We start from the raw sequence: 12,119 nt of genomic DNA on the forward strand, positions 1-12,119 counted from the left end.
GCCGCCATCGCGTGTCATGCTGGTCGCGGCAGAGGAAGGGGGACCATGGCGGCAAAGCGGCGCTCACCAGGCACCACGGGAACAGTCAAGAAGCGGCGAGCGAAAAAGCGCGTATCCGGCGCCGCGGTCAAAAAACGCGCCACGCGCAAGTCCGCCATCGCTGCGCCCGGCATGGTCGAGAGCGCGCTGGCGGCCTTTGCGCACGAGGTCCGCACGCCGCTGACCGGCATTCTCGCGATCAGCAATCTGCTCGCGACCTCGGACCTCGACGAACGCGAACGGCGCTGGGTCGATACCATCAAGGCCGGCGCGGAACATCTGGCGAGCCTTGCGACCCTGTTCGTCGACGCCGCGCGCAGCGGCGGCCCCGGGCTCGAGGTGCGGCAGGACTTCTTCGACCTGCATACGCTCGCCCGCAATGCCGGCGATTCGCTGACCGGGCGCGCCGCGGCCAAGGGCCTGGAGTCGTCGGTCGATATTTCCGAAAAGCTTCCAGGGTTTGCAATCGGCGATCCCGTCCGCCTGCGCGCCGCGCTGGAGAACCTGATCGACAATGCGGTAAAATTCACTGAACAGGGCAGTGTTGGGCTGCAGGTCACGCCGGTGCGGGGTCCGAAGGGCAAGGTCGCCGTTTCATTCGCGATCTCCGACAGCGGGATCGGCCTTGCGCTGAACGAAATCAAGCGCTTGTTCCGGCCGTTCTCACAGGCCAATGTCTCCATTGCATCGCGCTTCGGCGGCGCCGGTCTCGGATTGTCGTCGGTCAAGCAACTGGCACGTGCCATGGGCGGCGACATCATCGTGACGCAACGCCGGGGCGGCGGCACCACCTTTATCCTCAACGTCGTGATGTCGCCCGCCAAGGACGCCGTGACGGCGGCGTCCGGTGCCGAAGGCGAGGTATCGATCAGTTCGCCTCGGCCGTTGCGCCTGCTCAGCGTCGAAGACAATCCGTTCGGCCGCGTCGTGCTCAACACGATCCTGACCGAACTCGGTCATCAGACCGACTTCATCGGCCAGGGCGAGGCGGCGCCCGAGCGGCTTGCGCAAGGCGCATTCGATGCGGTGTTGATGGACATGGTCCTGCCGGGTATCGACGGTGTCGAGGCGATCAGGCGCATTCGCGCGCTGGAGCCGCCGCTCGGCCGCATTCCGATCATCGGCATATCAGGCCGCAGCGAAGACGAGGCGGCGTCGCGCGCCGCCGGCGCCGAGATCTTTCTGGTCAAGCCTGTGAGCCCGCGCGCCCTGGCGACTGCGCTGCATGCAGCGACATCCCCTTCGGCAACCGCGATTTCATGATGGCTGCGTTCAGTTCGCCGCCGAAGACGAAAATCGCCGAAATGAAATACAGAAACACCAGCGCGATGATGACCGAGGCAAGCCCCGCATACATCGTCACATAGTTGCTGGCGAAGCGCGCCAGATATTGGCCGAACACGACGCCCGAGATCAACGATCCCACCATCGTGAAGACGATGCCCGGAAGGATCTGCAGAAAACTCCGCCGGCCACACGGCAGCCAGGCATGCAGCACGAACAGCGCTACCGTCATCGCGGTGATCGTGATGCCGTAACGGGCGAAGGTGAGAAGGCCTTCGTTGGACTCGACGAAGAACGGAATGTGGCGGCGCGCCGTCTCCAGGATCAGCGGACCGAGCACGATCAGGAACGCCATCAAGAGCGACGTGACGGCGGCGACCAGCGTATAGCCGATCGATTCCAGCCGCAGCCAGTACCACGCCCGCGGCTCGACCACCGAATAGGCGCGGTTCAGCGCGACCCGCAGCGCCTCGACGCCGTTGGAGGCGAAATAGACCGCCAGCACCGCGCCGACGGTCAGGATGTCGCCGCGCGTCGTCGTCAGCACGTCGTGGATTTCGCCTGAGAGCGCGTCGGCGACCTGTTGTGGCCAGGTTTGCAGCAACAGTCCGACGGCCCCATCGGCCAGTTCCTTGGAGCCGAAAAAGCCAGCCAGCGACGTCAGCACGATCAGGAACGGAAATAGCGCCATCAACGTGGACAGCGCGATGTGGCTCGCGATCGCCCAGCCGTCATCGGCGAGGAACGTATAAAACGCCTCCATGACGACGAGGTAGACGTAGCGAATGAGCTTCACATCTCACCTCGATCGGGGTATTGCGGTCCGGTCCTAAGCCGGGGCTAGCATCTGATATTATTGGGTTAAAAGCCAGATCGTCGAGCGGTAGTGCGAGAGTTGTGATCGTGTGGAAGTCGGCGCCGCACGGTGTTATGTACCGCCGATGACATCCTTTCTGAGTTCGATTGTTCTCCCCATCGCGCTTGCGGCCGTGGCTATCGTGCTGTTGCTCGGCCTCGTCAACATGATGCGGGGCGGCTCGCCGAACCGCTCCCAGAGCCTGATGCGGCTTCGGGTGCTGCTGCAGTTCATTGCCATCGTCATCACCATGGTCGTGGTGTGGGCGTTGGGTAGATAAGGGCAGGAAAGGGGAAGCGGCTATGGTCGTGCTCAACCGCATCTATACGAAGACTGGCGATGACGGCACCACGGCGCTCGGCAGCGGCGAGCGCCGCCCGAAATACGATCTGCGCATTAGCGCCTACGGCACCGTCGATGAAACCAACGCCGCCATCGGCGTGGTGAGGCTGCATCTCGGCGATGCCCGCGAACTCGATGCGATGCTCGGCCGGATCCAAAACGATTTGTTCGATCTCGGGGCCGACCTTGCGGTGCCACAGCGCGACGGCAAGGCCGAGCGGCTCCGGATGCTGTCGAGCCAGGTCGAGCGGCTCGAGCGCGACATCGACGCGCTGAACGATCATCTCGCGCCCCTGACCTCGTTCGTGCTGCCCGGCGGCACCCCCGCTGCCGCATACCTGCACCTCGCCCGTACCATATGCCGCAGGGCGGAACGGATCATGGTGGAACTCGCCGCGCGGCCGGAGGAGCCGGTGAGCGCGGCCGCCATTCAGTATATGAACCGCCTGTCCGATTTCCTGTTCGTGGCCAGTCGCGCAATGAACGATAATGGGGCCGGAGACGTGTTGTGGGTGCCGGGTCAGAACCGTTAAGGTAGGCCCTGAAGGCAGGGCCTTCCGGGGCCGATTTTTGGCTTTCGCGCGTTGACCGCCGATAGCGGGACCTTTAGGTTCCGCGCCCAAGCTAATAACAAGCTGATCAAACCCCAGAATTCAAGCGAAAGAGGATCGATGAAGGTTCTTGTGCCGGTAAAGCGGGTGGTCGATTTCAACGTCAAGGTCCGCGTCAAGAGCGACGGAACCGGCGTGGAACTCGCTAACGTGAAGATGTCGATGAATCCGTTCGACGAAATCGCTGTCGAGGAAGCGTTGCGGCTGAAGGAAGCCGGCAAGGCGACTGAAGTCGTGGTGGTGTCGATCGGCCCGGCGCAGGCCTCGGAGACGATCCGGACCGGTCTCGCCATGGGCGCCGACCGCGGCATCCTCGTCAAGGCCGAAGGCAATGTGGAGCCGCTGGCGGTCGCGAAGCTTCTCAAAGCAGTAGCGGATGCCGAGAAGCCCGGCCTCGTCATTCTCGGCAAGCAGGCGATCGACGACGATTCGAACCAGACCGGCCAGATGCTGGCCGCGCTGCTCGGGTGGCCGCAGGCGACGTTTGCCTCCAAGCTCGAAGTTGAAGGCTCCGACTTCAAGGTCACGCGCGAGGTCGACGGCGGCCTGCAGACCGTGAAGCTGAAGGGACCGGCGATCGTCACCACCGACCTGCGGCTGAACGAGCCGCGTTATGCGTCGCTGCCCAACATCATGAAGGCGAAGAAGAAGCCGATCGACGACAAGAGCGCCGCCGATTACGGCGTCGATCTCACGCCGCATCTCGAAGTGCTCAAGACGGCGGAACCGCCCGGCCGCAAGGGTGGCGTCAAGGTTAAGGACGTCGCTGAGCTTGTTTCCAAACTCAAGACCGAAGCCGGGGTTCTCTGATGACGACGCTATTGATTGCCGAACACGACAACGCGTCGATCAAGGATGCGACCAACAAGACGCTGACGGCAGCCGCTGCGCTCGGCGCCGATGTGCACGTGCTGGTCGCCGGCGCGAACGCCAAGGGTGCGGCCGATGCCGCAGCCAAGCTTGCCGGCGTCAAGAAGGTGCTGCTCGCGGACAATGCCGCCTATGCCCATGATCTCGCCGAGCCGCTGGCCGCGCTGATCGTGTCGCTGGCCTCCGGTTACGATGCTCTCGTCGCGCCTGCGACATCGCGCTTCAAGAACGTGATGCCGCGCGTCGCAGCTCTGCTCGACGTGATGCAGGTGTCCGAGATCATCAAGGTGGTTTCGCCCGATACCTTCGAGCGGCCGATCTATGCCGGCAACGCGATCCAGACGGTGAAGTCCAAGGACGCCAAGAAGGTCATCACGGTGCGGACTTCGACCTTTGCCGCGGCGGGTGAGGGCGGCAGTGCGCCGGTGGAGGACGTCGCCGCTGCGGCCGATCCGGGCCTTTCCAGCTTCATCGGCGAAGAGGTGGCGAAGAGCGACCGTCCGGAACTGACCTCAGCAAAGATCATCGTTTCCGGCGGCCGCGCCATGCAGAGCCGCGAGAACTTTGCCAAATATATCGAGCCGCTCGCCGACAAGCTCAGCGCCGGCGTCGGCGCCTCGCGCGCCGCGGTCGATGCCGGCTATGCGCCCAACGACTGGCAGGTCGGTCAGACCGGCAAGGTGGTCGCTCCGGAACTATATGTCGCAATCGGTATCTCCGGCGCGATCCAGCATCTCGCCGGCATGAAGGATTCCAAGGTGATCGTTGCGATCAACAAGGATGAAGACGCGCCGATCTTCCAGGTTGCCGATTACGGCCTGGTCGCTGACCTCTATCAGGCGGTTCCTGAACTGACCGATGCGCTCGGCAAGCTCGGAAAGTAACCACAGCGATAAACAGCGGCCGGATGCGTAACATCCGGCCGGTGTTTTATGCTAAAGCGAAGTAGATTTGCGGCTTCGCATTAATATAGCGTGCCAAAACGGGACCAGGACGAACAGGCGCGATGTGCGCGCCGTTCCGGTGGATGACAAGATGGCGGTGACAATCAAGAAGGTCGGCGTGATCGGCTCGGGCCAGATGGGCCACGGGATTGCGCATGTGGCGGCGCTCGCCGGCTTGGACGTGGTGCTCAACGACGTCTCCGACGAACGGCTGAAATCGGCGATGGCGACCATCAACGGTCATTTGTCGCGCCAAGTTGCCAAGCAGATCATCACCGAGGACGCGCGCAAGAAGGCGCTGGAGCGGATTTCCTCCACCGAGACGCTCGACGGGCTTTCGGATTGCGACCTCGTAATCGAGACCGCGGTCGAAAAGGAAGAGGTCAAGCGCAAGATCTTTCACGAACTCTGCGCAGTATTGAAGCCGGAAGCGATCGTCGCCACCAACTCCTCGTCGATCTCGATCACCCGGCTCGCCGCCTCGACCGATCGTCCCGAGCGCTTCATCGGCATTCACTTCATGAATCCGGTGCCGCAGATGGAACTGGTCGAGCTGATCCGCGGCATCGCCACCGACGATTTGACGTTCGACACCGCCAAGGAATTCGTCACGAAACTCGGCAAGCAGATCGCGGTGTCCGAAGATTTCCCGGCCTTCATCGTCAACCGCATCCTGCTGCCGATGATCAACGAGGCGATCTACACGCTCTATGAAGGCGTCGGCAACGTCGAGGCGATCGACGCCGCCATGAAGCTCGGCGCGCACCATCCGATGGGGCCGCTGGAACTGGCCGATTTCATCGGGCTCGATACCTGTCTGTCGATCATGCAGGTGCTGCATGAGGGGCTGGCGGATTCAAAATACCGGCCGTGCCCGCTACTCGTGAAATATGTCGAGGCCGGCTGGCTCGGCCGCAAAACACAGCGTGGTTTCTACGACTACCGCGGCGACAAGCCGGTCCCGACGCGCTAGGCGTCATCGCGTCTTCTTAGGATGGGTAGAGCGCAGCGAAACCCATCACGCTTCCGCGCACGAATTGATGGGTATCGCTTCGCTCCACCCATCCTACGAATTCCGGACGCGCGCAGCGTGTCACCTGACGTGTATTCGCGCGCCCGCCCAACTTTTCTTCGATCGCCAAGCATTCATTAACCGGTGCCGGGGTACGGTGCCCTCAGGTTTGAGGAGTGCTGCGTATGGATATGATGGCTATGGTTTCGAGCATGCTCGCGATGCAGGCAGCGGGCACGCAGCAGCAGATTCAGACCTCGATCATCAAGCAGAATGCGGACGCCGAGAAGGCCGCAGTCCAGACGCTGCTCGGCACGCCCTCGACCGCCAATCTTGCCCCGGGCGTCGGCGGCAACCTCAATATCGCGGCCTAAGCTCGCCCCCGACGCAACTGTTAAACCCTCATGGTGAGGAGGCGCTTTAGCGCCGTCTCGAACCATGTGGCCCCGCTAGTGCCATTCATCCTTCGAGACGCCGCTGACGCGGCTCCTCAGGATGAGGTCTGACGGGTCAGACCGGGAGCAACGCCTCCGCCACTGCGTGGCCCCGCTAACTCCCCGCCTTCATCGGCTGCATCGCGCCCTTGATCAGCTTGATCGCGTCCTCGCTGGCCCATTCGGCGGGGCCGGCAAGGGTGGCGATCTCGCAGCCCTGGGCGTCCACCAGCACTGAAGTGGGCATGCCCAGCGCCTTGCCTACACCCTTAAGATCCTGAAAGACCTTGGCTTTTGGGTCGGCGAAATAGCCGAGCCGGGTCAGATTGGCCTCTTTCAGGAAGTTCTTCGGCTTCTCGGGGTCGCGGGTGTCGATGTTGATGGCGACCACCTCGAAATCCTTGCCGCCGAGCTTGGCCTGCAGGTGCTCCAGCGCCGGCATTTCCTTGCGACAAGGCACGCACCAGGTGGCCCACAGGTTCACCAGCACGGTCTTGCCGCGCCATTCCGACAGCTTCCTCGGCTTACCCTCGGCATCCTCGAAGGCGAGGTCGGGCAACCGCAACGGTGTCGTTGCCATGGTCAGCGCGGCCACCTCGCCATGCGCCAGTGGCGATATCTTGCGGGCCAGTTCGACGGCTGCCGCACAGGACGGATCGCCACCCATTCCGCGCTTGAAGCTGCCGAGTCCGTAAAACGCGCCCAATCCGACCACGCCCGCAGCCGCCACCGCGCCGATGGCGATCGGGATCCGGCGCCTCGTGGCGGGGCGGGGCGGGGACATTTCGGGCATATCGTTTGTCATCCTGTGTCAGATACGGCTATGCAGGGCTCAAGGTTACGGTCGAATTACGGTCGAAACCGGCGCGGCGTTTCGCGTAACTCCGACGATATAGATGGCAGGGCTTGGGAAGTCATGAGCAACAAGATGTGGGGCGGCCGGTTCAGCGAGCGCCCCGATGCGATCATGGAGGAAATCAACGTCTCGATCGACGTCGATCGTCACCTCTATGCCCAGGACATTGCCGCGTCCAAGGCCCACGCGGCAATGCTGGCCGCGCAAGGCATTATCACCGCGAGTGATGCGAAAAATATCGGCAAGGGTCTAGACACGATTTTGTCAGAGATCGGCAAGGGCGCGTTCGATTTCAAGCGCGCGCTCGAAGACATCCATATGAATGTCGAGAGCCGGCTTTCCGAACTGATCGGGCCGGCCGCCGGGCGGCTGCATACCGCGCGTTCGCGCAACGACCAGGTCGCGACCGATTTCCGGCTCTATGTCCGCGACACGATCGACGAGACGGACGCGGCGCTAGCCGCCTTCCAGCACGCTTTGGCTGCCCGCGCGCTGGAGCATGCCGCAACCGTGATGCCGGGCTTCACCCATCTGCAGACCGCCCAGCCGGTCACGTTCGGGCATCATCTGCTCGCCTATGTCGAGATGGCGGCGCGCGACCGCGGCCGTTTTGCCGACGCGCGCAAGCGGCTGAACGAATCGCCGCTCGGCGCCGCGGCGCTCGCCGGAACTTCGTTTCCGATCGATCGCCCTGCCACCGCCAAGGCGCTCGGCTTCGACCGCCCCATGGCCAATTCGCTGGACGCAGTATCGGACCGCGACTTCGTGCTCGAAACCCTGTCGGCGGCGTCGATCGCGGCCGTGCACATGTCGCGCTTTGCCGAGGAGATCGTGATCTGGACGTCGCCGCTGGTGGGGCTGGTGCGGCTCTCCGACAAGTTCACCACCGGCTCCTCGATCATGCCGCAGAAGCGCAATCCGGACGCGGCCGAGCTGGTGCGCGCCAAGACCGGCCGGGTGATCGGCGCGCTCAACGGGCTTTTGATCGTGATGAAGGGGCTGCCGCTCGCCTATCAAAAGGACATGCAGGAGGACAAGCAGGGCGCGATGGAGGCGTTTTCCGCGCTCTCGCTCGCGATTCGCGCGATGACCGGCATGGTCCTCGATCTCGTCCCCGACGAGGCGCGGATGAAGGCCGCGGCCGGCGAGGGCTACGCCACCGCCACCGATCTCGCCGACTGGCTGGTGCGGACGCTGAAAATGCCGTTCCGCGACGCCCATCATGTTACCGGGCGAATCGTCGCGCTCGCGTCGAAGCAGGGCGTGGCGCTGCACGAATTGCCGCTCAAGGCGATGCAGGAGGTCGAGCCTGACATCACCGCGGACGCCCTGCGCGTGCTATCGGTGGAGGCCTCGGTCAAAAGCCGGACCAGCTATGGCGGTACCGCGCCGAAGAACGTGCTTTCGCAGGCCAAAGCCTGGCTGAAACGGCTGGAAAAAGAGCAAAACTCGGGCTGAGCGAAATTTTCGCTGCAATTTCTTGGGTTTTTCCTTGGGTTTTCTTGGGTTTCCGTGGCCGATCGGCACTCGCCAGACTGCGGCAACCTTTGTATGGTGCGGCGCGCATTGGGGATTTCGTCGTGATCAGTAACTACCGCCCGTCATCGTCGGGATGGGCCATCATCCTGTTGAGCGTGACCGCGCTCTCACTCGCCGGCTGCGGACGCAAGGGCGGGCTCGATCTGCCGCCGAGCGCACCGCCGCAGGCGCAGGCCACGTCGGATACCGAGGCCGAGCGTGCGGCGCAGCCCGGCGTCTTCAATTCGACCTATGGATCCGAGGCGGGCCCCAGCGCACCCAAGGGCGGCAAGAAGAAATTCGTTCTCGATCCGCTGCTGGACTGAGCACGCCATGAATCACTTCGACTATCGCAACGGCGTGCTGCACGCCGAGGCCGTGAATCTGTCCGACCTCGCGGACGCCGTCGGCACGCCGTTTTATTGCTATTCGACGGCGACGCTGGAGCGTCACTACCGCGTCTTCACCGAGGCCTTTGCCGGCGAGAAGGCGCTGGTCTGCTACGCCATGAAAGCCAATTCCAACCAGGCGGTGCTGCGCACCCTGGCGAAACTTGGCGCCGGCGCCGATGTCGTCTCCGGCGGCGAATTGAAGCGCGCGCTGGCGGCCGGGATTCCACCGAGCAAGATTCTGTTCTCCGGCGTCGGCAAGACCGAAGCCGAGCTGCGCGCCGCGCTTTCGGCCGACATCCTCTGCATCAACGTCGAGTCCGAACCCGAACTGGAACTGCTGTCGAAGCTAGCAGTCGAGACCGGAAAGACCGCGCGGATTTCGTTGCGCGTCAACCCTGACGTCGACGCCGGCACGCATGCCAAGATCGCCACCGGCAAGTCCGAGAACAAGTTCGGCATTCCCATTGCACGCGCACGCGAGGTCTATGCCCTTGCAGCGAAGCTGCGTGGGATCGAGGTGACCGGCACCGATATGCACATCGGCAGCCAGATCACCGATCTCTCCAAAATGGAAACCGCGTTCCGGATTCTTTCCGATTTCGTGCAGACGCTGCGCGCCGATGGCCACAGGATCGAGCATATCGATTTCGGCGGCGGGCTCGGCATCCCCTATCACGCCGACCGCGAGGCGCCGCCATTGCCGTCGGCCTATGCCGCGATGGTCAAGCGTGTCACGCACAATCTCGGCTGTACGCTGATGTTCGAGCCCGGGCGGATGATCGTCGGCAATGCCGGCATCCTGGTCTCCCGCGTCATCTATGTGAAGCCGGGCGAAGCCAAGAACTTCGTCATCATTGACGCTGCGATGAACGATCTGATCCGCCCGACGCTTTACGAGGCCCACCACGACATCCTCCCGGTTCGCGAGGCGGCCAAGGGTGCGCAGACGATCACGGCCGACGTGGTCGGGCCCGTCTGCGAGACCGGCGACTATCTCGCGCTCGATCGCAATTTGCCCGAGCCCAAGGCCGGCGATCTCCTGGCCATCATGACCGCCGGTGCCTATGGCGCGGTGCAGTCCGGCTTCTACAATACGCGGCCTTTAGTGCCGGAAGTCCTGGTCAAGGACGATCAGTACGCGATCGTCCGCCCCCGCATCGAGGTCGATGAACTGATCGCGATGGATAGGCCGGCGCCGTGGTTGTAATGACACTGGTGGCGCCACAATAACCCCGTCGTCCCTGCGAACGCAGGGACCCATAACTACAGGCGTTAATTGTTTCGCGACCTGCTCGTTATCGTTCTTTTCTAAACAACACCGGCCGCAGAGTATGGGTCCCTGCGTTCGCAGGGACGACGACGGAGCTTTATTCCGCCGTGTGACTGCCCTTCGTACCACCGCTGACCACCACGCCGGCCGCCTTTTCGATCGGCTTGATCGCCGCGGTGAAATCCGACTCCGCGCCCTCGTCGCGGATGATGACTTCCCACAAGCGCCCGACCGCTTCGGCGACTTCCATCGACAGTCCCAGCGATTTCATCTCTTCCAGCGCAAGCCGCACGTCCTTCACCATCAGTCCCGTGGCGAAGCCGAAGTCGAAACTGCGCGGCAGCACCGAGCGCGGAAACTTGTCGCGGCTCGCCGTGTTCAGTCCGGAACCTGCGTTGATAACGTCGATCATCACGGCCGGATCGAGCCCAGCCTTGACGCCCATCACAACCGCTTCCGATGTCGCCACCATCGCGGTCGCCGACAGGAAATTGTTGGCGAGTTTCATGGTCTGCGCCGAGCCGGGCTTTTCGCCGATGAAAAACACTTTCCCGATCACGTCGAGCGCGGGTTTTGTCAGCTCGTAATCGGCGCGCGGACCGGAGACCATCACGGCCAGCGTTCCCTTCTCGGCGCCGCCGACGCCGCCGCTGACAGGGCTGTCGATCTGCACGATGTTATTCTTCGCCAGAAGACCGTGAATCTTGGCCGCCATTTGCGAGCCGACGGTGGAGAGATCGACGAAGCGTTTGACGCGTTTGCCCTCGATCACGCCGCCTGCGCCGGTCGCAACCTCGAGCGACGCCTGCAGCGACGGCAAGCTCGCCAGCACCGTCTCGCAGCGATCGGCGATATCCTTCGGCGACGATGCCGCCTGCGCGCCGAGCGCGACGAGCTTGTCTATGGCTTCCCGCCGCGTATCGAACACGGTGAGTTCATGCCTGGCCTCGATCAGGCGGCGCGCCATCGGGAAGCCCATCTTCCCGAGGCCGATGAATCCGATTTCCATGGTATCTCTCCGAATTCGTCATTGCGAGGAGCGAAGCGACGAAGCAATCCATCTATCCGCTTGTGGCGTCATGGATTGCTTCGCTTCGCTCGCAATGACGGAATTATGTTGCTGTGCTGTCGAATTGGAGAAAGCGTTCACCCCTGATCCAACTCCGCGAACACCTCGCGCGCGATGCGAAAGCTGTCGACGCCGGTCGGGATGCCGGCATAGATCGAAACCTGCATGAAGATCTCGCGGATCTCGTCGCGACTGACACCGTTGGTCAGCGCGCCCTTGATGTGTGCCTTCAGTTCATGCGGGCGGTTCAGGATTGAGATCATGGCCAGATTGAGCATGCTGCGGGTCTTGCGCGGCAGTTCCTCGCGGCCCCACACCGCGCCCCAGCAATATTCGGTGACGAGTTCCTGGAACGGCTTGTTAAAACTGTCGGCGCTCTTCAGCGCGCTGTCGACATAGGCCTCGCCGAGCACCGCTTTGCGAATTTCCAGTCCCTTGTCGTGTGTCTTCTGATCCATGTCGCTTCCTCGTAGTTTTACGGTTCGGCGCGAACGTTACGGGGAGGGACGCCCGCAGTCACGCCTTCGTGTAATGTTATGCGTATTTCCGGGTGTGGGTTACCCCGGGAACGGGTGCCTCATTGCCGCCGTTGTGCTACGCTGACTTGTGGACAACCCGGAGA

The 12,119-nt window shown here is 63.0% G+C and carries 14 protein-coding genes; 10 read left to right on the forward strand and 4 right to left on the reverse strand.

The annotated features are described in order from the left end of the window. The first annotated feature begins 45 nt into the window (after positions 1 to 45). On the forward strand, positions 46 to 1,302 hold the full coding sequence (locus YUO_RS0116005; RefSeq protein ID WP_028348183.1) for an ATP-binding protein: 1,257 nt from the start codon (positions 46 to 48) through the stop codon (positions 1,300 to 1,302). Here the strand turns inward: YUO_RS0116005 and YUO_RS0116010 are convergent. Continuing rightward, positions 1,226 to 2,086 (reverse strand): YihY/virulence factor BrkB family protein, encoded by an 861-nt coding sequence (locus YUO_RS0116010; RefSeq protein ID WP_430649543.1) that lies wholly within the window; start codon positions 2,084 to 2,086, stop codon positions 1,226 to 1,228. The genes YUO_RS0116005 and YUO_RS0116010 overlap by 77 nt on opposite strands. 178 nt (positions 2,087 to 2,264) lie before the next feature. On the opposite strand from YUO_RS0116010, the gene YUO_RS0116015 reads away from it, so the two are divergent. From YUO_RS0116015 to YUO_RS0116040, 6 genes are all read left to right on the forward strand, one after another. Then, complete coding sequence (locus YUO_RS0116015; protein ID WP_028348185.1) at positions 2,265 to 2,459, forward strand: twin transmembrane helix small protein; 195 nt, start codon at positions 2,265 to 2,267, stop codon at positions 2,457 to 2,459. 22 nt (positions 2,460 to 2,481) lie between these two features. Next, positions 2,482 to 3,054: a cob(I)yrinic acid a,c-diamide adenosyltransferase gene (locus tag YUO_RS0116020; RefSeq protein WP_028348186.1), complete on the forward strand. Its 573-nt coding sequence runs from the start codon at positions 2,482 to 2,484 to the stop codon at positions 3,052 to 3,054. Between the two features lie 138 nt (positions 3,055 to 3,192). Further along, positions 3,193 to 3,942 (forward strand): electron transfer flavoprotein subunit beta/FixA family protein, encoded by a 750-nt coding sequence (locus tag YUO_RS0116025; RefSeq protein WP_028348187.1) that lies wholly within the window; start codon positions 3,193 to 3,195, stop codon positions 3,940 to 3,942. Next, positions 3,942 to 4,886 carry an electron transfer flavoprotein subunit alpha/FixB family protein gene (locus YUO_RS0116030; protein WP_028348188.1) on the forward strand — a complete coding sequence of 315 codons (945 nt, stop codon included), beginning with the start codon at positions 3,942 to 3,944 and terminating at the stop codon, positions 4,884 to 4,886. Before YUO_RS0116025 ends, YUO_RS0116030 begins: the two co-directional genes overlap by 1 nt. A gap of 151 nt (positions 4,887 to 5,037) precedes the next feature. Then, a complete protein-coding gene (locus YUO_RS0116035; RefSeq protein WP_028348189.1) occupies positions 5,038 to 5,919 on the forward strand; it encodes a 3-hydroxybutyryl-CoA dehydrogenase in 882 nt (293 codons plus the stop codon). A gap of 224 nt (positions 5,920 to 6,143) precedes the next feature. Then, positions 6,144 to 6,332 carry a putative motility protein gene (locus YUO_RS0116040; RefSeq protein WP_028348190.1) on the forward strand — a complete coding sequence of 63 codons (189 nt, stop codon included), beginning with the start codon at positions 6,144 to 6,146 and terminating at the stop codon, positions 6,330 to 6,332. Positions 6,333 to 6,507: 175 nt separating this feature from the next. On the opposite strand, the gene tlpA is transcribed toward YUO_RS0116040, so the two are convergent. Continuing rightward, positions 6,508 to 7,185, reverse strand: coding sequence for a thiol:disulfide interchange protein TlpA (tlpA, locus tag YUO_RS0116045; RefSeq protein WP_430649542.1), 678 nt, complete (start codon positions 7,183 to 7,185; stop codon positions 6,508 to 6,510). A gap of 123 nt (positions 7,186 to 7,308) precedes the next feature. Between tlpA and argH the strand changes: the two genes are divergently transcribed. The 3 genes from argH (at position 7,309) to lysA (ending at position 10,365) form a co-directional block, all read left to right on the forward strand. Then, on the forward strand, positions 7,309 to 8,706 hold the full coding sequence (argH, locus tag YUO_RS0116050; protein ID WP_028348192.1) for an argininosuccinate lyase: 1,398 nt from the start codon (positions 7,309 to 7,311) through the stop codon (positions 8,704 to 8,706). 122 nt (positions 8,707 to 8,828) lie between these two features. Further along, positions 8,829 to 9,092, forward strand: a complete 264-nt coding sequence (gene lptM, locus YUO_RS0116055; RefSeq protein ID WP_028348193.1) for an LPS translocon maturation chaperone LptM — start codon at positions 8,829 to 8,831, stop codon at positions 9,090 to 9,092. A 7-nt stretch (positions 9,093 to 9,099) separates the two neighbouring features. Continuing rightward, positions 9,100 to 10,365: a diaminopimelate decarboxylase gene (gene lysA / locus YUO_RS0116060; protein ID WP_028348194.1), complete on the forward strand. Its 1,266-nt coding sequence runs from the start codon at positions 9,100 to 9,102 to the stop codon at positions 10,363 to 10,365. 160 nt (positions 10,366 to 10,525) lie between these two features. Here the strand turns inward: lysA and YUO_RS0116065 are convergent, their stop codons facing one another. Together YUO_RS0116065 and YUO_RS0116070 are read right to left on the reverse strand one after the other, a co-directional pair. After that, positions 10,526 to 11,437 carry an NAD(P)-dependent oxidoreductase gene (locus YUO_RS0116065; protein ID WP_028348195.1) on the reverse strand — a complete coding sequence of 304 codons (912 nt, stop codon included), beginning with the start codon at positions 11,435 to 11,437 and terminating at the stop codon, positions 10,526 to 10,528. A 137-nt stretch (positions 11,438 to 11,574) separates the two neighbouring features. Next, positions 11,575 to 11,955, reverse strand: coding sequence for a carboxymuconolactone decarboxylase family protein (locus YUO_RS0116070; protein ID WP_028348196.1), 381 nt, complete (start codon positions 11,953 to 11,955; stop codon positions 11,575 to 11,577). Positions 11,956 to 12,119: the final 164 nt, after the last annotated feature.

Origin of the sequence: Bradyrhizobium murdochi, from assembly GCF_000472965.1 — a bacterium.
GTDB classification, from domain to species: Bacteria; Pseudomonadota; Alphaproteobacteria; order Rhizobiales; family Xanthobacteraceae; genus Bradyrhizobium; species Bradyrhizobium murdochi.

Coding starts and splice junctions, on each gene's coding strand:
- YUO_RS0116005 (WP_028348183.1), top strand. CDS start 46: ATGGCGGCAAAGCGGCGCTCACCAGGCACCACGGGAACAGTCAAGAAG.
- YUO_RS0116010 (WP_430649543.1), bottom strand. CDS start 2,086: ATGGAGGCGTTTTATACGTTCCTCGCCGATGACGGCTGGGCGATCGCG.
- YUO_RS0116015 (WP_028348185.1), top strand. CDS start 2,265: ATGACATCCTTTCTGAGTTCGATTGTTCTCCCCATCGCGCTTGCGGCC.
- YUO_RS0116020 (WP_028348186.1), top strand. CDS start 2,482: ATGGTCGTGCTCAACCGCATCTATACGAAGACTGGCGATGACGGCACC.
- YUO_RS0116025 (WP_028348187.1), top strand. CDS start 3,193: ATGAAGGTTCTTGTGCCGGTAAAGCGGGTGGTCGATTTCAACGTCAAG.
- YUO_RS0116030 (WP_028348188.1), top strand. CDS start 3,942: ATGACGACGCTATTGATTGCCGAACACGACAACGCGTCGATCAAGGAT.
- YUO_RS0116035 (WP_028348189.1), top strand. CDS start 5,038: ATGGCGGTGACAATCAAGAAGGTCGGCGTGATCGGCTCGGGCCAGATG.
- YUO_RS0116040 (WP_028348190.1), top strand. CDS start 6,144: ATGGATATGATGGCTATGGTTTCGAGCATGCTCGCGATGCAGGCAGCG.
- tlpA (WP_430649542.1), bottom strand. CDS start 7,185: ATGCCCGAAATGTCCCCGCCCCGCCCCGCCACGAGGCGCCGGATCCCG.
- argH (WP_028348192.1), top strand. CDS start 7,309: ATGAGCAACAAGATGTGGGGCGGCCGGTTCAGCGAGCGCCCCGATGCG.
- lysA (WP_028348194.1), top strand. CDS start 9,100: ATGAATCACTTCGACTATCGCAACGGCGTGCTGCACGCCGAGGCCGTG.
- YUO_RS0116065 (WP_028348195.1), bottom strand. CDS start 11,437: ATGGAAATCGGATTCATCGGCCTCGGGAAGATGGGCTTCCCGATGGCG.
- YUO_RS0116070 (WP_028348196.1), bottom strand. CDS start 11,955: ATGGATCAGAAGACACACGACAAGGGACTGGAAATTCGCAAAGCGGTG.